The organism is Flavobacterium terrisoli, assembly GCF_030167905.1.
In the GTDB taxonomy this organism is placed as follows: domain Bacteria; phylum Bacteroidota; class Bacteroidia; order Flavobacteriales; family Flavobacteriaceae; genus Flavobacterium; species Flavobacterium terrisoli.
In genome coordinates this window covers 203,439-225,113 of the sequence record NZ_JARGNA010000008.1, presented here as the reverse complement: position 1 = coordinate 225,113, position 21,675 = coordinate 203,439, and the positions used below count along the sequence as shown (strand labels likewise).

The window sequence follows — 21,675 nt, the reverse complement described above, 5'->3', positions numbered from 1 at the left end:
TTACAAAAATAAATCAATATTGTATCTTGCGAGCTCTAAAATCAAACAAAAATGAATAATTTTTTTAAAACTATTGCTTTCTTTACTGTAGGATTATTGATAGTTTCTTGTAATAATAATGATGATGATTCTGAACCTCTGAGAGATTACTCAGAGCAGTATGAAAAGGACATGGCTAAGATTGAAGAGTTCTTGGATACACATACCATGACTGTTGAAGATAATCCGGGTGCAACTAATGATCAGGATGTAACTTTTACCAAAATTGAAGCAGGCGGAACAGAAACTTCAATTATGGATATGGGTATTTTGAAGACGATGTATGTTAACCAAAATGATATCACCTATAAAATTTACTATATTCCTTTAAGAGGAGAAATAGACAGAAACACTTCTCCGGCTGCTGATATTGAAAAAGCACCTTGTAACGTTGACAGAGTCTTGACTTCTTATGTTGGAAACTATTTGTATACCGCAAAGGAAACGCAAACCATTAATGGACAGGAAACAGAGGTTGATGTGCTTAAATTCTTTGAGTTTGAAAGATCAGAAGATGCACAAAGCTATTTGACTTTATCTTCCCTAATTAAAGGCTGGAGTGAAATTTTACCAAAATTCAAAACAGGAAGTTATGTTGGAAACCCTGATGGAACTGTAAGCTATTTCGATTTTGGTGCAGGAGTAATGTTCATACCTTCCGGATTGGGTTATTATAATGGTGGCTCAACTGCTGTTCCGGGTTATTCACCACTAATTTTCAGTTTTAAATTATACGAAATTCAAAGAGTTGACAATGATGGCGACGGTATTGATTCTTATCAGGAAGATGTAGTATCATCGATTGTAAATAGTGATGGTACACTCACAGAAGTTGATGGTGTGGCTGATGGTTATGTAAGAGTGTTTGCTGAAGGCGTTGATAATCCTGATGATACTGATGGTGATGGAACGCCTGATTTTATTGATATTGATGATGATGGAGATTCGTTCATGACTAAAACAGAAATCAAAGACCCGGTAACGGGTGATGCCTATCCTTATGCAAATATTCCTTTGTGTAGCGATAACAAGAAAAAGCATCTAACTGCGGTTTGTCACTAATTAAAATATAAAACTAAAAAAGCCGGCTTGTAATTTACAAGCCGGCTTTTTTATTGAACCGTATTTCTTTATTTTCTTTTGAGTACTTTCTCAACGGCAGCGACAATCGCTTGGTTGTTCAGTTTGTATTTCTCCATCAATTGTTCAGGAGTACCACTTTCACCAAAGCTGTCATTTACAGCTACAAACTCTTGTGGTTTTGGGTTGTTCAAAGCCAAAACTCTTGCTACGCTTTCGCCTAAACCACCTAAAAAGTTGTGCTCTTCCGCGGTAACGACACATCCTGTTTTGGCCACCGATTTCAAAATGGCGTCATCATCCAATGGTTTTATCGTGTGAATGTTGATTACTTCTGCCGAAATGCCTTTGGCTTCCAAAGCTTCAGCCGCAATCAAAGCTTCCCAAACCAAGTGACCGGTTGCTATAATCGTAACATCAGTACCTTCGTTTAACATAATGGCTTTGCCAATTACAAATGGTTCGTCAGCAGGAGTGAAGTTAGGCACTACCGGACGACCAAAACGCAAATAAGCCGGACCGTGATGATCCGCTAAGGCAATCGTTGCTGCTTTGGTTTGGTTGTAATCACAAGTGTTGATTACAGTCATACCAGGTAACATTTTCATCAAGCCAATATCCTCCAGGATTTGGTGTGTTGCACCATCTTCCCCTAAAGTCAAACCGGCATGTGAAGCACAAATCTTCACATTCTTATCAGAATAAGCCACTGATTGACGAATTTGGTCATAAACACGACCTGTTGAGAAATTGGCAAAAGTCCCGGTAAAAGGAATCTTTCCGCCAATAGTTAAACCGGCTGCGATTCCAATCATATTGGCTTCTGCAATTCCAATCTGGAAAAAGCGCTCCGGGTGATTCTTTTTGAAATCGTCAAACTTTAACGAACCAATCAAGTCCGCACAAAGTGCCACGACATTTTCATTTTTTTGTCCCAATTCGGTCATTCCTGCTCCGAATCCTGAACGGGTATCTTTACTTCCTGTGTTTTCGTATTTTTTCATTTCTAGTTAGTTGTTGTGTATTTTATAGATTCTTTTTTTACTGAGAAATCCAAATCTATATTGCCTGTGGCTTCTAATTTTTGTTCTGAACGAATTTCTTTTCCTCTTGTTAATTTCGCTGAAACAGGTAAACTGTTATCTGTTGTTGTTAATTCTTCACAAAATAAGAAATGGTGTTGCAAAATTCTTATCAATGGTTTTAAACAAGTGAATTCGCTTGGTTTTACAATAACTTCAATTTCGTAATCCTTTCTCTTTTTTTTGGCGTTTGTAAATTCATTGTAGGTAATCTTAGTAAACTGCCCCGCATTATTTGCTTCTTCAATGCTGTTTTTTGAACAGTCAATTTCGCAATCAGCAGGATTGAATTTTTTAGAATTCAAATATGCATACTCTTTGTTTTTACTAAGATCTTCAATAAAGAAATTATGTGTTGTATTTGTAATGTTATCAACGATATAGGCGTTTATTTGGCTATTCCAGCTTCTGTTGACTAAATAATAAGATGGATTTTTTGAATTGAAATAAACGGTTGTAAATGTATATCCCTGATAAGCAAAACTTGTTTCTTTATATTGAACGAAACGATCAAAATGATACTCCTGACAAAAAACGGATTGTCCTAAAAATAATAGTATTAAAAGAATGTTTCTCATCTGGATTACGGTTTAAAGGTTACTTCTTAATAATCTGATTCACCGCCAACATTATAGTTTTGTGCCAATCCGGTAGCCAATTGTTCATCGTTTGGTGCTTTTCCATGCCAGGCATGCGTGTGCATCATAAAATCAACACCATGACCCATGACGGTGTGTAACAAAACACAAACAGGTTTTCCTTTTCCGGTTCTGTTTTTCGCCTCAGTCATTCCGGTAATGATGGCTTCAATGTTGTTTCCTTCTTTGATTTCCAATACATCCCAGTCAAAAGCTTCAAATTTAGCTCTCAGGTTACCCATATTCAATACATCCTTGGTAGCACCATCAATTTGTTGACCGTTTAAGTCAATGGTAGCAATAAGGTTATCTACATTTTTAGCCGAAGCATACATGATGGCTTCCCAGTTTTGGCCTTCCTGTAATTCACCATCTCCATGAAGGGAATAAATAAGGTGATTGTCATTGTTTAGTTTTTTAGCTTGTGCGGCACCAATGGCAACCGACATTCCTTGTCCTAAAGAACCCGAAGCAATTCTCACACCCGGTAAACCTTCGTGAGTCGTTGGATGTCCTTGTAAACGTGTGTTCAGTTTTCTGAACGTAGCCAATTCTGAAACAGGGAAATATCCTGAACGCGCTAAAACGCTGTAGAAAACAGGAGAAATGTGACCGTTGGACAAGAAGAATAAATCTTCGCCTTTACCATCCATGTCAAATCCCGGTTTTCTTTCCAATAAGTGTTGGTATAACACTGTGAAAAATTCGGCACAGCCTAATGAACCACCCGGATGTCCCGAGTTTACAGCATGAACCATACGTAGAATATCTCTGCGTACTTGTGTTGTGAAATCTTGTAAATGTTGTGTGTTAGACATTATAAATAGATATAAATTATTGGGCTCAAAAGTAATTCTAATTTTTGCAAGCCGCAAAAGTTTTACAAATTAGTTATCAAGGGATTATTAAGAATGAAAGAACTTTTTGCCTCAGGTAGAAATTTTATAAAAAAAGCGGAATATTCTGTAACGACCTTATTTTAAATTTCAAGTAGTTTTACTTCAAATGTTAAGGCTATGAAAAATTCAAGAACACTTTTTTATTTAGATGATGATTATGAGGATTTAGACTTCTTTAGAGAAGTGGCTGAAGACCTGGGACACAATGTTAGGGTATTTGCTGAAGGCAGGATTATGCTGTTGGTTTTGGAGACAGAAGTTGAAAAACCGGACATCATTTTTCTTGATGTACACATGCCGATACTCAATGGACAGGAGATTTTGGAAATTATCAAAAAGTCTGATACCCTGAAAAAAATTCCAATAGTTATGGTTTCGGGGGCTTATCCAAAAAAATTGGTGCGTCATTTTTCTGATCTTGGCGTTAATTATTTGATGAAAAAACACCACGTTCACGATTACAGAGAATCTTTGGAAGAAGTACTGAATGCTCATTTGGCTAGTTATAAAACTACTTCTTAAACCTATAGCAAATACAATTAATCAACCTTTACCACTATTTTGCAAACAGCCTCGAAGGGATTTGAGGCTGTTTTTTTATATAACTGTTTTTTTTAAATAGAGATTATTGTTAAACTACTATTGATATTGGATTTTTCTAATGATAAATCGTAAATTCGACACCAAATTAATCTAACTACCTAATCAATTATGAAAAAAACACTACTATTTATTTCTTCTATTGCATCAGTTTTGTTGGTTTTTCAAAAAACTAACGCACAAAACCTACAAATGGTCCCAATTCAAAGTGGTTTTAATGCCGATGTCATTGCTAATGGCATAGGAGCATCTGCCACATCAACCACCAATGATGTTGATGGCGTGAATTATGCCTTTGTTTCAAGAGATTTTCAATTAACTTCAGGTAGCACACCATTGACCTATGGACTTCCGATAAACGGGCTTATAAATAGCGCGGTTGCTTCACCGGCAGGACTAAGTTATCAATTGGCCTCTTATAGTGGTAATAACGCTTTGAGACTTGAAAATATTAATGATTCAGGTACTTTAGCATTTACCAATCCTTTAGCAGCAGTTAATTTATACATGTTGGCTACAGGAGGGAGTGGTGCGTGTACCGTAAACGTAACCGTAAACTTTGCCGATGCTACAACCGAAACATTTACAGGACTTGCTATTTCAGACTGGTATGGTGGCGCTAATTTTGCCATTCAAGGCATAGGAAGAATCAATATAACAAATGATGTTTTAGAAACTGGAGGTGGAACAAATCCTAGACTGTATCAAATTCCGTTAAACATAAATGTTTCCAATCAATCAAAGCTTATCAATAGCGTTACCGTTACCAAGACAACAGGAGGAATTCCTAATATCTTTGGTTTTTCTGCTAATGCCTACACAAGTTGTTCAGGGCCAACAAATATAACTTTTGCCTCTACCAATGATGGTGGAATTTTTAACTGGACGGCACCGGCAAGCGCACCTTCATCAGGTTATGATTATTATTACAGTAGCTCTTCTACAGCCCCAACAGCTTCAACAACCCCAACCGGTAGTGTTGGCGCAGGAGTAACTACGGTTACACTTTCAGGGCTTAACATGGGAGCAACCTATTATTTCTGGGTCAGATCTAATTGTGGCACTGAGCAAGGGTTTTGGCAACTCAAAGTCTTTACAACCGGTCAAATGGAAACTACTTATACCCTTGGGGATATCAATACTGAGTATTCTACCGGACCTACAATAACAAGTACAACCGCATGTCCCGGGTCATTAACGATAAATGTTCCTGCAGGCTTTCAAATTGCCTCGACCAATGTGTCTTATACGATGACCACCGCAAGTAATGGTTGGATGAGTGAGCAAAGATCAATTTTGGTATGTACTACGAACAATACAACCGAAGCCGCAATTTCTTCCGGAGTTGGAGGTACAACGGGAACTTATGCTTACAACCGAACCGGATTAACCATTGCCAATGGTCTTACGGGGAATGTTACTTTTGACCTAAGAGCTTGGAGAACCTATGGAGGTTCTGGCTGTAGTGCTGAATATAACAGGGTTGATAATAATACATGGAAAGTAACCGTTACACTGACACAAGCTTTGTCTACTGTTGATGTAACAGAGCAAAAAATTAAAGTGTATCCTGTACCATTTACCGATATTATTCATTTGGATAATGCACATGAGGTGAAAACGATTTCCTTTACAGAGCCAACCGGTAAATTGGTCAGAACGGTTGAACAGCCTCAGCAGGAAATCTATTTGGGGGATTTAAATTCCGGGCTTTACATTCTGACTTTGACGATGCAGGATGGCAGTATAAAATATGCGAAAGCAATGAAGCAATAAGAAATTGCAAAAAAAAGGGTCAGTAATGACCCTTTTTTTATTTTATAAATGTGGTAATCATATAAATCTGATGCAGAATTGTAAAACCTTAGATCGCTAGGTTGCCTTACTTTTACTTATTCTCAATTCGAGGATCTGATATAAAAGAATGGAAAAGAAGCATAATTTAAGTCAAAATAAACCGGAAACTAAGGCACAAACCCAAAGCGCCTATGACTCGCATTCGGAAGAAAAGCCACAACAAAAAGAGGTGATAAATACCAATTCAAGTCCGGATAGGGTTTCACATAATAACACAGATGATTATTTAGATAAATTACCCAAACAAAAGGAAAAAACCAAAGAGACAAGCGATGACAATGCTGAAGAGGAGGACGAAGAAAATGACGACAAGGATGAATTTGAGAAAAACTTTCTAAGCCTAAAACTAAATTCTAATCCTGATTCTCCCTATTTTTCTTAAAAGTATAATTTCTTCTTCTCCAAGTAGAAATTAGTTTTGTTTAGTTTTGTATTAAAGACAATCCATTGTAAAAATGAGTTGTCTTTTTTTTAATGGATGATAAAGGAGAATTCTGTTAAATAAAATCCTAAATGCTAATTCCCAAATCCTAATTCTTTTATCTTTGCCGACTGATTAAGAGAAAGACAAATGAAATTTGATTTATTAGCCAATGATCCCAATTCAAGTGCGCGTGCCGGAAGCATTACTACCGACCATGGCGTAATTGAAACCCCAATATTTATGCCCGTTGGAACTGTAGCTTCGGTAAAAGGAGTACACCAACGCGAACTGAAAGAAGAAATCAATCCCGATATTATCCTTGGGAATACCTATCATCTGTATTTGCGTCCGCAAACCGATATCCTTGAAAAAGCCGGTGGTTTGCACAAGTTCATGAACTGGGACAGGAATATTTTGACCGATAGCGGTGGTTACCAGGTGTATTCGCTTTCGGCCAACCGAAAAATCAAAGAGGAAGGCGTGAAATTCAAATCACACATTGATGGTTCTTATCACGTATTTACACCCGAAAATGTAATGGAAATCCAGCGTACTATTGGTGCTGATATCATTATGGCCTTTGATGAATGTACGCCATATCCATGTGATTATCGTTATGCCCAACGCTCGATGCACATGACGCACCGTTGGTTGGATCGATGCATCAACCATTTGGAGAAATTGCCTTTTAAATATGGTTACGAACAAACATTCTTTCCGATAGTTCAGGGAAGTACTTATAAAGATTTGCGCGCGCAATCGGCTGAATATATTGCCAATGCCGGAGCGCAGGGAAATGCCATCGGTGGTTTATCGGTAGGCGAACCGGCCGAAGAAATGTACGCGATGACCGAGGTAGTAACCGCTATTTTGCCACAGGACAAACCACGATATTTGATGGGTGTTGGAACGCCAATTAATATTTTGGAAAACATCGCTTTGGGTATTGACATGTTCGATTGTGTGATGCCAACGCGTAATGCCCGTAACGGAATGTTATTTACGGCAAATGGTACCATCAATATCAAAAACAAAAAATGGGAAGCCGATTTTTCTCCGATAGATGAAATGGGTCATACTTTTGTAGATACCGAATATACTAAAGCTTACCTGCGCCATTTGTTTGCCGCCAATGAATATCTTGGAAAACAAATCGCCACCATCCACAATTTAGGTTTCTATATGTGGTTGGTTCGTGAAGCCAGAAAACATATCTTAGCAGGAGATTTCAGAACCTGGAAAGACATGATGGTAAAACAAATGAGTCAAAGATTATAGTTGATTTGGTGATTTGTTAATTCGGTGATTTGTTCCGAATAACCAAATAACCGCATAACCAAATAACCAACAATGTTAAAGATAATTGACAAATACATCCTCAAGCGTTATTTAGCCACATTCTCAGTGATGTTGCTGATGTTTATTCCTATTGGAATCGTAATTGACGTTTCGGAAAAAGTCAACAGAATGATTGAGAACAAAGTGCCGTTTGATAAGATTGCGGCCTACTATCTCGACTTTACGATTTATTTTGCCAATTTATTATTTCCGATATTTCTTTTCCTTTCGGTGATTTGGTTTACATCAAAACTCGCCAACAACACTGAAATCATTGCCATATTGAGTTCAGGAATTTCCTTTACCCGATTTTTGCGTCCTTATATTATCGGCGCTACTATCGTATCCATTTTCGCCTTGATAATGAGTGTTTTTTTGGTGCCAAGCGCCAGTGCCGGATTTAAGAATTTCAGGTATACCTATCTCATTGGTAACGGACAAAACGAAATGCGGGACAACTCCGATGTGTTTCGTCAAATCAGCAAGGATGAATATATTTTTGTAACCAATTATGAGGATCTCAACAAAACGGCTTTCAATTTCGCTATGGAGAAATTTGAAAACGATAAATTAAAATTCAAGCTGATTGCCAGACGAATTAGATGGAATGAGAAGAAACAAAATTACACTTTGTACAGTTACACCAAAAGAAAAGTTGGTGCAATGGGTGATATCATTGAAACCGGAGAAAAAAAGGACACTGTTTTTAACTTTGATCTGGAAGATTTAACACCGGTTGTTTATATAGCAGAAACATTGCCGCTTAACGAGTTACACAAGTTTATTGACAAAGAAAAAGCCCGTGGTTCTTCCAATATCAATACTTATTTGGTGGTGTTGTACAAAAAATACAGTATTCCGGTTTCGGCCTTTATCCTGACCATTATTGCGGTTGCGGTTTCGGCTATGAAACGCCGTGGTGGAATGGGAGCCAATCTAGCTATCGGTATTGTATTGGCGTTTGCCTTTGTCTTCCTGGATAAGGTTTTTGGGGTTCTCGCCGAAAAATCAACAGCGCCGCCACTATTAGCGGTTTGGACGCCTAATATTGTTTTTGGAGCCTTAGCCATTTACCTTTTAAGAAATGCCAAGCGATAATATAAAAAGCTATCTGCATCTTCATCTGATTGTGTTCATTTGGGGATTTACCGCTATACTTGGCGCCTTAATTACCCTTGATGCCTTGCCGCTGGTTTGGTTCCGAATGCTTTTTGCCGTTGGTTTCATCGTCATTTATATTTACTACAAAAAATTACCTTTAAAGGTTCCGCCCAAAATATTGCTTCAGTTCTTATTCTCCGGATTGATTATAGCCCTGCATTGGTTTACCTTTTTTCATGCCATTAAAATTTCGAATGTTTCCATTACGCTGGCTTGTCTGTCTACCGGTGCTTTATTTGCCTCTTTAATCGAACCTGTTTTATATGGCAAAAAGATTGTTCCCTATGAAGTTTTCTTCGGATTGCTTGTTGTGGTTGGTTTGTATATCATTTTCAACGTTGAAGGCAACTACTTCTGGGGCATTGTCACAGCGCTGACCTGTGCTTTTTTATCCGCCTTGTTTTCGGTGATCAACAGCAGGTTAGTTAAGTCCTATGATGCCACGGTGATTTCATTTTACGAGCTCAGTGGCGGCGTCGTTTTTTTTACTTTTATTTTGCTGTTTGGGCAGAGTTTTTCGATTGAGTTTTTCCAGCTTTCAATGAAAGATTTAATCTATTTATTGATATTGAGTTCGGTTTGTACTGCTTATGCTTTTATTGCATCTACAGCAGTAATGAAGTTTTTAAGTCCTTATACAGTAATGCTGACCATCAATCTGGAACCGATTTACGGAATCATTTTAGCCGTATTGATTTTTGAGGACAAGGAAAAAATGAGCTTTGAATTTTACATTGGCGCGGTGATTATCTTAATTACCGTACTCTTAAATGCGGTGATCAAAACCAGAAAGACATCATTAAATAAAGGTTAGACCAAGGTTAACTTTGTTTAAAACTAATCCGCAAGAATTGCTTTTTTTCACAATTTAAAATTTTATATTTGCTGTTCGATTAAACAAAACAAACAACCCTATGGAATATTTAGATTTTGAACTTCCAATTAAAGAATTAGAAGAACAACTCGATAAATGCCAATTAATCGGTGCAGAATCCAATGTCGATGTCACTGATACTTGTAAACAAATTGAAAAAAAATTAGAGGATACCAAAAGGAAAATCTATAAAAACCTAACCGCTTGGCAACGTGTACAATTGTCGCGTCATCCGAACAGACCCTATACTTTAGAGCACATTACAAACCTTACCAAAGGTACTTTCCTTGAAATGTTTGGCGACAGAAATTTCAAAGATGACAAAGCAATGGTTGGTGGTTTAGGCAAAATTGACGGTCAGTCTTTTATGCTGATCGGGCAACAAAAAGGAATCAATACCAAAATGCGTCAGTTGCGTAATTTCGGTATGGCCAGCCCTGAAGGTTACCGCAAAGCGTTGCGTTTGATGAAAATGGCAGAGAAATTCAACCTTCCTGTTGTAACTTTAATCGATACTCCGGGTGCTTATCCTGGTTTGGAAGCGGAAGAAAGAGGGCAAGGGGAAGCCATTGCCAGAAACATTTTGGAAATGGTGCGCCTAAAAGTACCTATTATCTGTGTGATCATTGGAGAAGGTGCTTCGGGTGGTGCTTTAGGAATAGGAGTAGGAGACCGGGTTTTAATGATGGAAAACACTTGGTATTCTGTTATTTCTCCCGAATCTTGTTCGTCTATCTTATGGAAAAGTTGGGAATACAAAGAACAAGCTGCCGAAGCCTTGAAACTGACTTCTTCAGATATGAAAAAAATGAAATTGGTCGATGATGTAATTCCGGAACCATTAGGCGGAGCGCACTATGATAAGGAAACAACATTCAAAACCGTGGAGCAATATATTATGAAAGCCTTTAACGAATTGAAAGATTTATCAACAGAAGAGTTAGTCGCTCAAAGGATGGATAAATACAGCAAGATGGGCGAATACAAGGAATAAAACTTACAAAATATATCTAAATCCGAAGCCCTCTGGTTTCGGATTTTTTTTTGGTTGTTAACAAAAAACATAAACTTATAAACATTGGTCTTGGATAACTCTAAACCATAAATGTCACAAAAAAAGCTACTTTCGTTTCATGGAAAATCTCAGAAATATTAACCCTATCAAAGTAGATAAAACTACCATCATCAACTTAGAAAAAGGAAAACTCCCGCCACAGGCAATGGATTTGGAAGAAGCCGTGTTGGGCGCGATGATGATTGATAAAAAAGGTGTCGATGAGGTAATTGATATTCTCCAACCCGATGCTTTTTACAAAGACGCTCACAAACATATTTTTGAAGCTATTTTTCAGTTATTCACAGATTCTCAGCCTATTGACTTGTTAACAGTTTCGGCTCAGCTGAAAAAAGCAGGAAAACTGGATTTGGCCGGTGGTGATTTTTACCTGATCCAGCTCACGCAAAAAATATCGTCTTCGGCGCATATCGAGTTTCACTCACGCATCATTTTACAGAAATACATCCAACGAAGCTTAATCAAAATCTCTTCGGAAATCATTGAAGAGTCTTATGATGAATCAACCGATGTATTTGATTTGCTCGACAAAGCGGAATCCAAATTATACGAAGTAACGCAAGGCAATATCAAACGCAGCTCTGAAACCGCACAAAGTTTGGTGATCCAGGCGAAAAAAAGAATTGAAGAAATTGCCAACAAAGAAGGTTTGAGCGGAATCGCTACCGGTTTTGAAAAACTGGACAAAGTAACTTCAGGTTGGCAACCATCCGATTTGATTATCATCGCAGCTCGTCCGGGTATGGGTAAAACCGCCTTCGTATTGTCGATGGCACGTAACATGGCAATTGACTTTGGTCATCCGGTAGCATTGTTCTCGCTGGAGATGTCATCCGTACAGTTAATCACCCGTTTGATTTCTTCGGAAACTGGTTTGTCTTCGGAAAAGCTAAGAACCGGAAAACTCGAAAAACACGAATGGGAGCAATTGTCTACCAAAGTAAAAGACTTAGAAAAAGCGCCTTTATATATTGACGATACGCCATCGCTTTCCATCTTCGATTTAAGAGCGAAAGCAAGACGTTTGTCTTCACAACATGGTATCAAGTTGATTATCGTCGATTACCTTCAGTTGATGACTGCCGGTGGAAGCAATGGTAAAGGCGGCGGAAACCGTGAACAGGAAATCTCGACCATTTCGCGTAACCTGAAAGCGTTAGCCAAAGAATTGGAAGTGCCGGTAATTGCCTTATCACAGTTGTCGCGTGCCGTGGAAACGCGTGGTTCAAGTAAAAGACCTTTACTATCCGACTTGCGTGAATCGGGAGCGATTGAGCAGGATGCCGATATCGTATCGTTTATCTATCGTCCGGAATATTACAAAATTGACGAATGGGATGATGATGAGCAATCACCAACCGCCGGTCAGGCCGAATTTATCATCGCCAAGCACCGTAACGGTTCCTTGGAAAATATACGTCTGAAGTTCATCGGAAACCTTGGTAAGTTTGACAACCTGGAAGAATACGGTGGTGGATTTGACGATTTGCCTTCCAAAATGAACCACGATGACAATCCGTTTATGACTAAGAATCTGCCATCTCCCAACGAAGCTTTTGGCAGTAATATCAACAATGATGACGACAGTGATGTGCCGTTTTAAAGCAGTATAATCCTAAGCAATGCTTAGGATTTTTTTATGTTTTTCTTCACAGTAAATCTGTTATCTTTGGGTTATTATTTTGCAAAAATGTTTAAAAAATCACTATACCTATTTCTCCTGCTGATTTCCTTTTCCATGAAGGCCGGTTTCCTATTGTTGCCCATGGATGAAGTTGCACAGAAGAATCACCTAAAAGCCTATGGAATTACTTATTGGGCCTTAGACAAACAATACAAAGCGAGCTGGTTGCTCAACTACCGCGGCGGTTCTTTTTTATTGCCCGATGTGCCTGAAATTCGCAAAGAATGCCAGATTCGGGGTGTAAGTTTTGAAGTGTTATCGGATGGAGAAATGCAATCGATTTTGGATGATATTTCGAGTCCGTCACAAAATATGGAAACCGTAGTCTTAGAAAAAGCACCAAAAATTGCGGTCTATTCACCACCGGGAAAACAACCATGGGATGATGCGGTAACGATGGTGTTGACGTATGCCGAAATCCCGTTTAAAGTGGTTTATGACGAAGAAGTTTTGAGTGACCAATTGATTTTATACGATTGGCTGCATTTGCACCACGAGGATTTCACCGGTCAGTATGGTAAGTTTTACGGAGCGTATAGAAATGCGCCTTGGTATATCGAACAAAAGAAAGAAGCGGAAGCTTTGGCTAAAAAACTAGGTTATCCAAAAGTATCCAATGAGAAATTGGCGGTAGCCAAAAAAATACGCGATTTCGTGATTGGTGGCGGCTTTATGTTTGCCATGTGTTCGGCGACAGATAGTTTTGATATTGCGCTTTCAGCCGAAGGTGTTGATATTTGCGAACCGATGTTTGATGGTGACGACAGTGAAGCCAATTACCAATCGAAAATTGATTACAGCCGAACGTTTGCTTTTAAAGATTTTATCTTAGACAGAAAACCGGAACACTATGAGTTTTCGGATATTGATATGACTGAGAAACGTCGAATTCCGTTTGAAAAGGATTATTTCACCCTAATGGAATTCTCTGCCAAATGGGATGTGATTCCGAGTATGCTGTGTCAAAACCACACGCAGTTGGTCAAAGGATTTATGGGACAAACGACTTCGTTTGACAGCAGATTGATTAAATCAAGCGTGTTGACTTTGGGTAAAAACGAATTGAACGATGAAGCGCGTTACATTCACGGACAAAAAGGAAAAGGATTCTTTACCTTCTATGGTGGCCACGATCCTGAGGATTACCAACACAGGGTAGGCGATGAGCCAACAGTACTTGACTTACATCCGAATTCCCCGGGATTCCGATTGATATTAAACAATGTTTTATTCCCTGCGGCGAGAAAGAAACCACAGAAAACTTAATAAAAAAACCGAAACAATCGTTTCGGTTTTTTTAGGTCTGCGTTCTAAAATCTGCGTTCTGCTATTTGTTATTATCAATCACATAATTCAACACTTTAGTCATCAAATGCACGCGGTCTTTGCCGGTTACATTGTGCTTGTGCATTGGGTAAGGGAAATAATCCACTTGTTTTTGCGCTTCCACAAATTTTTTCACCAAGGCCAAATTGTGTTGTTCTACCACAGTATCATCGCCCGTTCCGTGAATTAAAAGCAGTTTGCCTTTTAGGTTTTTTACATAATTGTATACGGTTGTTTCTTCAAAACCTTTTGGATTTTCAGCAGGCGTGTCCATATAACGCTCGCCATACATCACTTCGTACCATTTCCAGTCGATTACCGGTCCGCCGGCAACGCCCACTTTAAACACATCCGGCTTGCGCAACATCAGTGAAGTGGTCATGAATCCGCCGTAGCTCCAACCGTGAACGGCTAGGCGATTGCCATCAACATAAGGCAGTGATTTCAAATAATCGACCCCTTTTAACTGGTCGTCCATTTCATTTGCGCCTAAGTTTCCGTGAATCGCACTTTCAAATGCAAAGCCTCTGTTGTCCGAACCGCGATTGTCTAAGGTAAAGACCAAATAGCCTTGTTCTGCCATCCAATACATCCATAGACTGGCGCCATCCAAATAGGAATTGGTAATCATTTGGGCATGCGGACCACCATATACATATACCAAGACCGGGTATTTTTTATTTGTGTCAAAGTTACTCGGTTTGATCAAACGCGTATATAAATCGGTTGTTCCATCAGCGGATTTGATGGTTTTGATTTCGGCTGTACCCATTTCATAACCGTCATATTTGTTTTTGCTCACCAAAAGCGTTTTGGCTTTTAAACCCTTGTCATATAGCAATGATTTTGATGGTGTATCGTGATTTGAAAATTCGTCAAAAAACCAATTCCCATCGGCACTTGGAATCACATTGTGAACGCCTTGGTCTTTGGTGATTAAGGTTTGCTTGCCTTTCAAATCCACTTTGTAAGCCAACATGTTGGTTGGATTTGGACCGGTTGCTTTGAAATAAATTTCGTTTCCGGCTGTATTGGCCGCAATAATATCGCGAACCACGAATTGGTTGTTGGTCAATTGCTTGATTAACTTTCCTTCGATAGAATAGTAATAAAGATTTGGGAAACCGTCTTTCTCGCTAAACCAAACAAAGTTGTTTGATTTGGCATTCGGGAAAAAGGCTTTATGCTCGGGTTCTACCCAACGTGGGTTTTTTTCATTCAGAATCATTCTCACAAATGCTCCGGTATTGGCATCATACACATTCAGGGACATATCATTCTGAGCACGGTTCAATTCGGCTATCAGTACGTATTTTTCGTCCGGTGTCCAGGATAAATTGGTTAAGTAATCATCAGAATTGCCACGTGGCGTGATAAAAACTGTTTTTTGGGTGGCCAAATTGAAAATTCCAACTCTCGGTTTTTCACTTTTTTGCCCAATCATCGGGTACTTCATACTTACCAATTTCCCCGGTGTTTCGTTGATGTCCAATAAAGGATAATCGGCAACTTCAGTTTCATCTTTTTGATAGAAAGCTAAAAAGGACGATTTAGGCGACCAGAAAATCCCATCTCTGATGCCAAATTCATTGCGCGCAATGCTTTGTCCCGAAACAATTCCTTTGTTGCTTTCATTGGTAACCGCAATTCTGTTGCTATTTTTATCGATAAAGAAAAGATTGTTGTCTTCTGTAAAAGCCAAGTTGGTTTTACTGCTGTCGAAAGTAATGTTTTCCACTTTTTCCGGTGCCTGCATTACTTGTTTTCCGGTTTTGGAAGTAATATTATATTGGTAGTATTTACCATTTTCCGCAATCATGAATGTATTGCTGTCCATCCATTGTAATCCGGAAAAACTCTTTAATTTGGTACCTAAAGCATTGTTTAATTCAGCCAAAGTAATTAACTCGGTTGCCGCATCGTTTGTTGTTGTAGCGGTTTTCAATTTAGTGAAACCATCGGAATAGAAGGTATACTTATTCGTATTTGGTATCCATTGAAAGCCGGTTAATCCATCTGCTCTGAAAGCTCTGCCTTGTTGCATTACTGCTTCATCTAATGAGATTTTTTTGAGTTGTCCGAAACTGGTAGCAGTAATAAAGCATAGTAATGCTGCAAATATTTGTTTGTTCATAGTTAGAAATTTAGTGGCGTAAATGTATAAAAAAAGGATAATCTTTTTGTTAAAATTATCCTTTGCGTATGATGTCATTCACAATCTTCAAATGGTGATTGGTATGCAGTTTAAGAAACCAGATTGTAGGCTTCAAATTCAAATCGCCAAAAAACGGATGAGTGAAATAACTGTTTTTATGTAGTGTTTTCAAGGCGGAGATATTCTGTCTGGCTTGTTCTAATTTGACTTTTAATTCTTCGACCGTCGCAACATCAATTGGTTTAACCGATTTAGGAACCCTGACTTTTCCCCTTGGTATTTTGTTGGTTATGCGGATGAATAGTCTTATCCATTTGAATTTCCATTTGTAAAATTCAGGATTCGAACTTTTTAATTGACCTATTACGGCATTGATGACCAGCAGGCTGTGGTCTAACTGCCAGCCAATAGTAGATAGCGAAATTTTGTCATTCCTCTTTTCAAGATGTGGAATGTGGCTTTCGATTTGGTCAAGAAGTTTGTTTAGTTGGGTCATAAAATTCTAATTATCGTGTTCCCCATTCCCATAAACCAAATTGTGTCTTTTGGTCAATCGGATGTCCCGATTGTTTGAGTGTTAATACAATTTGCCCCCGGTGATGGCTTTCATGTGAAATCAAATAACCCAGAAAAGCTGCTGGATGCGGTTTGAAACCTTTGATTCTGTTCTCGGCAAAACCTTTTTCCAAAAGTTTAGCTATGGCTTCAGCACTATTGTTTAGTTCTTTGGTCAATAACGCTTTATCGATTTGAACTTCTTTATCAAGCTTTAATAAACCTTCGAGTAATTCCGGAGCAGCTGCTTTGAGCCACATCATTCTGACATTGTGCAGGTGCGCGAATTGGTCGCCTACTTTTCTACCTTTGGAAGCCGAAATGTCATTCAGGTAACTTTCGTCAATCGCGTCAAGCAGATACAGGTTGATGCGGTTGTTGATGTGCCAAGTATCGATTTGGTCGTTCATTTTGCCATTGTTTATTCAAAAAAATCCCAAAGGCCTAATGGAATTTAGCTACGCTCAATTCGCCTTAGGCTCGGGTGGGATTTGTTTTATTGACAGCTTAGGTTTTAGACATTTCCACCTTCATTTTCCTTGTCCAAATATTCCTGGACAATGTCAATAGCATTGGTCACTACGTCGCTCAAAGCCGTGATGAAAGTGCCGTCTTGTGCGCTGTTGATAGCATGTTTGATGGCTTCAACTTCTTTGGCAATGATTTCATGAGTTACATTTCTGCCGGAAGCATTGATGCCTTCCATAATCAAACCGATGATTTCCTCTTCAGTTCTTCCGCGTAAATATTTCTCCTGACGGATAATGATATGGTCAAACATACGCGCCGCTATAGTAGCACATTCTCTGATGTCTTCATCTCTTCGGTCACCAACACCGGCAATGATTCCGATTTTTTTGGTCGCATCGACAGAGGATAAATATTCTTCCACACCTTTATAACCTGAAGGATTATGGGCAAAGTCAATCAAAACTTTGAATTTCTTGAATTCAAAAATATTCATACGACCCGGAGTTTGTGCCGCACTCGGAATAAACGTCTGTAACGACAAACTGATATCTTCAGTTTTGAACCCTTGTAAATAGGCTGCTAAAGTCGCTGCCAAAGCATTTGCAATCATGAATTTTGCTTTTCCACCCAAAGTCAAAGGCACGTGAGTCGCGCGTTCCACCCTGATTTTCCATTCGCCTTTTTTAACCGTGATGTATCCGTTTTCATAAACCGCTACAATTTTTCCTTCTTTGGCAAATTGCTGTACTTTCGGGTTGTTTTCGTCCATACTGAAATAGGCGATGTTACAACTCAATTCGTTGGCGATTTTCAAACACTGCTCATCTTCGGCGTTTAGAATGGCCCAACCGTCTTTTTTAACGGAACGAACAACCGTTGCTTTTACGCGTGCCAAATCATCTAAAGTGTGAATGTCAGCCAAACCTAAATGGTCTTCCTGTATGTTGGTTATAATGGCAATGTCACATCGGCTGAATCCCAAACCGGAGCGAAGAATTCCACCACGAGCGGTTTCCAATACCGCAAATTCTACCGTTGGATCTTTCAAAATATATTCTGCAGAAAGCGGTCCGGTCGTGTCGCCTTTTTCCATCATGTGGTTTTGAACATATATACCATCCGAAGTGGTGAAACCGACTTTGTAGCCGTTATTTTTTACAATGTGTGCCAATAATCGGGTAGTGGTGGTTTTGCCATTGGTTCCCGTTACCGCAATAATCGGAATACGGCTTGGTTTTCCGGGAGGATAGAGCATGTCGATTACCGGTGCGGCAACGTTTCTCGGCAAACCTTCGCTAGGCGCCAAGTGCATACGAAAACCCGGAGCAGCATTGACTTCCAAAATACAACCGCCATTTTCCTTTAACGGTTGCGTTAAGTTTTCGGCCATGATATCGACACCACAAACATCCAAACCAATCACACGGGAAATACGTTCGCAAAGGAAAATATTTTCCGGGTGCATCATATCGGTCACGTCAATTGATGTTCCGCCGGTACTCAGGTTGGCTGTTGATTTCAGGTAAACGATTTCGCCATTTTTGGGCACCGAATCTACGGTATAATTTAATTTTTCCAATAAGTCTAAAGTATCCCTGTCGACGTCAATTTGGGTTAAGACATTCTCATGTCCGTAACCACGTCTCGGATCTTTGTTGGTTTCTTCGATTAAAGTTTGAATGGTGTCTTTTCCGTTTCCGACAACGTGCGCCGGTTCTCTTTTGGCTGCAGCAACCAATTTGTTGTCAATCACCAAAACCCTAAAGTCAAAACCGGTGATGAATTTTTCCACAATCACCCTGCGGCTATATTTTTGGGCATATTCCAATCCGGCAACGGCATCTTCCCAAGTTACTACGTTGATAGATGCACCTTTTCCGTGATTGCCGTCTAATGGTTTGATAACAATCGGATAGCCTATTTTTTTGATTACTTCGGTCAAATCTTCTTCATCAACACAAATGCCACCATTGGCTACCGGAATCGAAGCCAAGTCGAGCATTTTTTTGGTCTGTTCTTTGTTGCAGGCAATATCTACTGCGATACTGCTGGTTTTGCAAGTGATTGTGGCTTGGAAACGCATTTGATTGACACCATAACCTAGTTGTACTAAGGAATTGGTTCCCAACCGAATCCAAGGAATGTCACGGGCAACTGCTTCATCTACGATACTTCCAGTGGATGGTCCGAGACGCACGCGTTCACGAATTTCACGCATTTTTTGGATATCGGCTTCTACATCATAGTCAGTTCCGGCGATTAAGGCTTCGGCAATGGCAACCGCACTTTCGGCGGCAAACATTCCAACGTTTTCCTCGGTATAGCTAAAAACAACATTATATACGCCCGGTGTTTTGGTTTCACGGGTTCTTCCGAATCCGGTTTCCATACCGGCAAGGGTTTGGATTTCTAAGGCAATATGCTCAATCACATGGCCCATCCAGGTACCGCGCTCGATTCTGGAGAAGAATCCACCACGCGTTCCTTCAGAACAACGGTGCTCAATCATGGTGGGAAACATCGCTTCGATACGTTCGCGGAAACCTTCAATTTTGTTGGTTGGCGATTGCTCCATTTCCTCCAAATCCAAACGCATTTGGATTAATTTTTTGCGTTGTACACTCCAGATATTTGGTCCACGTAAAGCCTGTATTTTTAGAATCTTCATGATTGAGAATAATTTGTAACGTTAATAGGTAATGATTTTGTTAAAAATAGGAAATATTTGTTTTTACAGCCTATTTTTTTTGAAGAAAAGCTAAAAAGATAACAATGCTTATAGTTGGTTTGTTTTTGGAGTATTGATTTTCAGAATTTTATGAAAATAGTTGTCCCGTTGCTTTGCAACGGGACAACTATATAATCACGGTCTATTCCAAGAATAAAAACAATTTTCCCGCTATTCTAATTCAAAACGTACAGATACATTTCCTGAACCTAATGCAGATGCTAAACCTGTTACATCATCTACTGTTCCCAATTTTGTGTAGCTGTAAGATGTTGGAAAAGATTTGTAAAACAGCACCAAAGTTTTTGAGCCATATAACATTAAGTCGCCATTTTTTATCGTTCCGAGATTGAAGGAATTTGTTGGAAGATTGTTTGGCAAATCATAATATTTCTCGTTACTGTTCAGCTCAATCATATTAAGGGTTAAGGGTAACATTTCCTTAAATGCTTTTGCCGAATTATTAGCGAAAAGTGTAGCTGTAAACGTTTGTGAATTGGCTGTTATTTTAATTTTATAATTAGTTATTTTGTTGTTGTTTACCCTTGCAATATTGTTGTCCCCTTTAGTGCAAGACGATGCATAACTGATAACAACTGGAATAAATGTCAAAACAATGAATAATGAATGCTTCATCATTTTAAATTTTTCTTGAAAAAGGCTTCCAGTTTGTCAAAAGGAATTACATCAATTTTATCGTATAAATCAACGTGAACAGCATTTGGAATAATCATTAATTCTTTTGGCTCGGCTGCTAATTTGTAAATATCTTCACTCATATAACGTGAATGTGCATTTTCTCCAGCAATTAGTAGCATTGGTCGTGGAGAGATTTCTTTCAGATGTGCTAAGATTTGCATATTTGTTAATCCAATTGCAGAAGTATTAGCCCAAGCTCCATTTGAATTGATAGAACGTGAATGAAAGCCACGTGGCGTTTTGTAATAATCAAAATATTCTTTTATGAATTGTGGTTCATTCCCGGTTAATTTATCAGGATTAGGTTGTGCGCTATACTTTGGTTTTCTGTTTTCAGCATCCTCCCATCGCTGTATGCTCAATTGTTCTAACATTTTAGTACGTTCTTCAAGAGTTGTTTTATCATTGTATCCGTTTGACATCACTCTGGGAATATCATACAGACTTGTTGTAGCTACTGCTTTTACTCTTTTGTCTGCAGCTACAGCGTTTAATGCAAAACCTCCAAAACCACAAATCCCAATGATGCCAATTTTATTTCTATCTACATTTTTTTGAAGTCCTAAAAAATCCACAGCTGCGCTGAAATCTTCGGTATTAATATCAGATGAAGCAATATTACGAGGTTCGCCACTGCTTTCTCCTGTATATGATGGATCGAAAGCAAAAGCAATGAAACCACGTTCGGCCATTTGGTTAGCATACAAACCGGAAGATTGTTCTTTTACTGCTCCAAAAGGGCCGCTGATAGCTAATGCAGATAATTTTTCAGTTCCACTATTTTTTGGAACATATAAATCGCCGGAAAGCGTGATTCCATAACGGTTTTTGAAGGTTACTTTTTGACGGGTTACTTTATCACTTAATTGAAAAGTATAATGTTCTGTTGTTTCCATTTTGTTAGATTTAGATTTTGTGTCTTGTGCAAATGCTTGTAGTGTTACAAGGAACATTATTGCAATAATCAAAGTTTTTTTCATTTTTATTAAA

At 38.8% G+C, this 21,675-nt stretch carries 19 protein-coding genes; 10 read left to right on the top strand and 9 right to left on the bottom strand.

Annotation, left to right across the window (positions count from 1 at the left end; all coding sequences use genetic code 11):
- Window positions 1-51: 51 nt before the first annotated feature.
- Window positions 52-1,101, top strand: a complete 1,050-nt coding sequence (gene bamM / locus P1K33_RS12840) for a BamM family beta-barrel-assembly machinery protein (RefSeq protein WP_284653391.1) — start codon at window positions 52-54, stop codon at window positions 1,099-1,101.
- Window positions 1,102-1,169: 68 nt separating this feature from the next.
- Here the strand turns inward: bamM and P1K33_RS12835 are convergent, their stop codons facing one another.
- Genes P1K33_RS12835 through P1K33_RS12825 form a run of 3 tightly spaced genes read right to left on the bottom strand, consistent with a single transcriptional unit; the run spans window position 1,170 to window position 3,657 of the window.
- Complete coding sequence (locus P1K33_RS12835; RefSeq protein ID WP_284653390.1) at window positions 1,170-2,123, bottom strand: transketolase family protein; 954 nt, start codon at window positions 2,121-2,123, stop codon at window positions 1,170-1,172.
- Between the two features lie 2 nt (window positions 2,124-2,125).
- On the bottom strand, window positions 2,126-2,779 hold the full coding sequence (locus P1K33_RS12830) for a hypothetical protein (protein WP_284653389.1): 654 nt from the start codon (window positions 2,777-2,779) through the stop codon (window positions 2,126-2,128).
- A gap of 26 nt (window positions 2,780-2,805) precedes the next feature.
- Window positions 2,806-3,657, bottom strand: a complete 852-nt coding sequence (locus P1K33_RS12825; RefSeq protein ID WP_284653388.1) for a transketolase — start codon at window positions 3,655-3,657, stop codon at window positions 2,806-2,808.
- Between the two features lie 198 nt (window positions 3,658-3,855).
- Between P1K33_RS12825 and P1K33_RS12820 the strand changes: the two genes are divergently transcribed.
- The 9 genes from P1K33_RS12820 to P1K33_RS12780 all read left to right on the top strand — a co-directional run bounded on the left by P1K33_RS12820 (window position 3,856) and on the right by P1K33_RS12780 (window position 14,017).
- Window positions 3,856-4,260 (top strand): response regulator, encoded by a 405-nt coding sequence (locus tag P1K33_RS12820; RefSeq protein ID WP_284653387.1) that lies wholly within the window; start codon window positions 3,856-3,858, stop codon window positions 4,258-4,260.
- A 189-nt stretch (window positions 4,261-4,449) separates the two neighbouring features.
- Window positions 4,450-6,114 (top strand): T9SS type A sorting domain-containing protein, encoded by a 1,665-nt coding sequence (locus P1K33_RS12815; RefSeq protein WP_284653386.1) that lies wholly within the window; start codon window positions 4,450-4,452, stop codon window positions 6,112-6,114.
- A 148-nt stretch (window positions 6,115-6,262) separates the two neighbouring features.
- The gene (locus P1K33_RS12810; protein ID WP_284653385.1) at window positions 6,263-6,577 is read left to right on the top strand and encodes a hypothetical protein; all 315 of its coding nucleotides are present in this window, start codon (window positions 6,263-6,265) and stop codon (window positions 6,575-6,577) included.
- Between the two features lie 189 nt (window positions 6,578-6,766).
- Window positions 6,767-7,897, top strand: coding sequence for a tRNA guanosine(34) transglycosylase Tgt (gene tgt, locus P1K33_RS12805; protein ID WP_284653384.1), 1,131 nt, complete (start codon window positions 6,767-6,769; stop codon window positions 7,895-7,897).
- Window positions 7,898-7,969: 72 nt separating this feature from the next.
- Window positions 7,970-9,055 (top strand): LptF/LptG family permease, encoded by a 1,086-nt coding sequence (locus tag P1K33_RS12800; RefSeq protein ID WP_284653383.1) that lies wholly within the window; start codon window positions 7,970-7,972, stop codon window positions 9,053-9,055.
- Window positions 9,042-9,932, top strand: coding sequence for a DMT family transporter (locus P1K33_RS12795; RefSeq protein ID WP_284653382.1), 891 nt, complete (start codon window positions 9,042-9,044; stop codon window positions 9,930-9,932). Before P1K33_RS12800 ends, P1K33_RS12795 begins: the two co-directional genes overlap by 14 nt.
- A 100-nt stretch (window positions 9,933-10,032) precedes the next feature.
- Entirely contained in the window at window positions 10,033-10,986 is a 954-nt protein-coding gene (locus P1K33_RS12790; protein ID WP_284653381.1) for an acetyl-CoA carboxylase carboxyltransferase subunit alpha, read from the top strand.
- 139 nt (window positions 10,987-11,125) lie between these two features.
- Window positions 11,126-12,670: a replicative DNA helicase gene (gene dnaB, locus P1K33_RS12785; protein ID WP_284653380.1), complete on the top strand. Its 1,545-nt coding sequence runs from the start codon at window positions 11,126-11,128 to the stop codon at window positions 12,668-12,670.
- A gap of 87 nt (window positions 12,671-12,757) precedes the next feature.
- Window positions 12,758-14,017 (top strand): asparagine synthetase B, encoded by a 1,260-nt coding sequence (locus tag P1K33_RS12780; protein WP_284653379.1) that lies wholly within the window; start codon window positions 12,758-12,760, stop codon window positions 14,015-14,017.
- 61 nt (window positions 14,018-14,078) lie between these two features.
- On the opposite strand, the gene P1K33_RS12775 is transcribed toward P1K33_RS12780, so the two are convergent.
- From P1K33_RS12775 to P1K33_RS12750, 6 genes are all read right to left on the bottom strand, one after another.
- The gene (locus tag P1K33_RS12775; protein WP_284653378.1) at window positions 14,079-16,211 is read right to left on the bottom strand and encodes a S9 family peptidase; all 2,133 of its coding nucleotides are present in this window, start codon (window positions 16,209-16,211) and stop codon (window positions 14,079-14,081) included.
- 55 nt (window positions 16,212-16,266) lie between these two features.
- Window positions 16,267-16,728 (bottom strand): DUF1569 domain-containing protein, encoded by a 462-nt coding sequence (locus P1K33_RS12770; protein ID WP_284653376.1) that lies wholly within the window; start codon window positions 16,726-16,728, stop codon window positions 16,267-16,269.
- A 10-nt stretch (window positions 16,729-16,738) separates the two neighbouring features.
- Window positions 16,739-17,197 carry a DinB family protein gene (locus P1K33_RS12765; RefSeq protein ID WP_284653375.1) on the bottom strand — a complete coding sequence of 153 codons (459 nt, stop codon included), beginning with the start codon at window positions 17,195-17,197 and terminating at the stop codon, window positions 16,739-16,741.
- A 104-nt stretch (window positions 17,198-17,301) separates the two neighbouring features.
- Window positions 17,302-19,926 carry a cyanophycin synthetase gene (gene cphA / locus P1K33_RS12760; RefSeq protein WP_284653373.1) on the bottom strand — a complete coding sequence of 875 codons (2,625 nt, stop codon included), beginning with the start codon at window positions 19,924-19,926 and terminating at the stop codon, window positions 17,302-17,304.
- A 231-nt stretch (window positions 19,927-20,157) separates the two neighbouring features.
- Window positions 20,158-20,625, bottom strand: coding sequence for a cyclophilin-like fold protein (locus P1K33_RS12755; protein WP_284653372.1), 468 nt, complete (start codon window positions 20,623-20,625; stop codon window positions 20,158-20,160).
- A complete protein-coding gene (locus tag P1K33_RS12750; RefSeq protein WP_284653371.1) occupies window positions 20,622-21,665 on the bottom strand; it encodes an alpha/beta hydrolase in 1,044 nt (347 codons plus the stop codon). Before P1K33_RS12750 ends, P1K33_RS12755 begins: the two co-directional genes overlap by 4 nt.
- Window positions 21,666-21,675: the final 10 nt, after the last annotated feature.